Annotated in this window: 2 rRNA genes; both read right to left on the bottom strand. The window is 63.7% G+C overall.

Annotated elements, in window-relative coordinates:
- Nucleotides 1–114: ribosomal RNA gene (rrf, locus tag NW816_RS13925) — 5S ribosomal RNA — on the bottom strand; the annotation flags it as partial.
- 94 nt (nt 115–208) lie between these two features.
- A 23S ribosomal RNA gene (locus tag NW816_RS13920) occupies nt 209–2,050 on the bottom strand; the annotation flags it as partial.

The raw sequence follows: 2,050 nt of genomic DNA, 5'->3' as shown, positions 1-2,050 counted from the left end.
GGGTGCGTGGACCTAGGTTCCCAGCGGAGAGCCGCCAGTAGGATCGGCGCTGCGATGTTTCACGACCCGGTTCGGGATGGATCGGGGTGGGTCCACCGCGCTCCTCACACACCCAGTGGTTGAAGGTCGTCCCTTCACCCCTCACGCGATTGTCCTTCTTGCTGCCTGCACCATCACCACGCTCCCGTCCCGGCCCCCTCGCCGCGACGGACGGAAGCCCTCGCCCCTGCGCACCGGTCGCCTCTACGGGTCACCCCGCCTCCAGCTCCGGCCGCTTATCCCGCTCATCTCGCGGGGGGCTTACCAGCCTTGCGCTGTGAGAGCAGTCGTCTTGCGGCGTGTTTCCCACTTAGATGCTTTCAGCGGTTCTCACTCCCGGACATAGCTACGGAGCTTGCAGGCCGCCCCACAACTCCTCCACCAGCGGTCCGTCCAGCCCGGTCCTCTCGTACTAGGGCCAGCCCCGCGCACTGCTCTACGCGCTCAGAGCGGATAGAGACCGAACTGTCTCACGACGTTCTGAACCCAGCTCGCGTGCCGCTTTCATGGGCGAACAGCCCAACCCTTGGGACCTACTCCAGCCCCAGGATGCGACGAGCCGACATCGAGGTGCCACGCTCCGCCGTCGATATGAACTCTTGGGCGGTCTGAGCCTGTTATCCCCGGGGTAGCTTTTATCCGTTAAGCCACAGCCCTTCCACCCGGTACTGTGGGATCACTACGGCCGACTTTCATCCCTGCTCGGCCTGTCTGCCTCGCAGTCAAGCGCCCTTCTGCCGTTGCACTCCACGGCGGATGACCATCCCGCCTGAGGGCGCCATTGCGCGCCTCCGTTACCCTTTAGGAGGCGACCGCCCCAGTCAAACTACCCGCCAGCCACCGTCCCAGCCTTCCGCCGGTGAGGGCAGCGCAGACCGAAGAGTGGTATTTCACCGTCGGCTCCAGCAGACCCGCAAGTCCGCCTTCTCCGCCTCCCACCTATCCTACGCATCCGCCTGCACGGCCCGATGGCAAGCTGTAGTAAAGCTCCACGGGGTCTTTTTGTCCCGCTCTGAGTTGGCCGCATCTTCACGGCCACTGCAATTTCACCGAGCCCCCGGTCGAGACAGTGCCCAGATCGTGATGCCTTTCGTGCGGGTCGGAACTTACCCGACAAGGAATTTCGCTACCTTAGGACTGTTATAGTTACAGCCGCCGTTTACCGGGGCTTCGGTTTGGAGCGTTCACCCCTCCCCTTAACCTTCCGGCACTGGGCAGGCATCACCCCCTATACGTCGCCTTCCGGCTTCAGCAGGGAGCTGTGGTTCTGGTATCCAGTCGCCCGGGCCTGGACCCTGCGGCTGCCTCGGGCTCCACCCGCCAGGGGCTTCACCCTACACGCAGCACCCCTTCTTCCGAAGGTACGGGGTCAATTTGCCGAGTTCCTTAACCGGGGGTCACTCGTCCACCTTGGTCTCCTCGACCTGTCTACCTGTGTCGGTTTGCGGTACGGGCGTGGGTGGTCTCCCGAGCCGGCCTTTCGTGGCTGCACAGGCGCCTCGCCATTGGCGGTTGGTTCCCCAACCCCCTTTCACTCACCTCTCGGTCAGCGCAGGACGGATTTCCTTCGCCCTGCTCCCTACCGGCTTGGACGGCGCTCGTCTCGCCGCGGCGACTACCCCTCAGCATCCGGCATTGGTCAAGCGACCACTCCACGGTACAGGACTATTCACCTGTTGTCCATCGGGTCTGGCCGTGGCCGTCCCCTTAGGCCCGACTACCCTGCCGCGGTGCATCCGTGCGGCAGAACCCTTTGACTTTCGGTGGCGATGATTGCCACATCGCTTCTCCGTTACTCATTCCGGCATTCGCACTCGTGCCCGCTCCAGTGCGGCTTCCGCCGTCCCTTCCCTGCGGTCACGACGCTCCCCTACCGTTGACCTCTCAGTCAACCCGCGGCTTCGGTGGGTCGCTTTGCCCCGTTACAGCCTCGGCGCAGCGCTGCTTGACCAGTGAGCTGTTACGCACTCTTTCAAGGATGGCTGCTTCTAAGCCAACCTCCTGGTTGTCT

The organism is Synechococcus sp. W55.1, from assembly GCF_047461655.1.
Taxonomy (GTDB): Bacteria; Cyanobacteriota; Cyanobacteriia; order Thermostichales; family Thermostichaceae; genus Thermostichus.
Note: the sequence above shows the minus strand (reverse complement) of the source record. Positions and strands in the feature narration are given on the sequence as shown.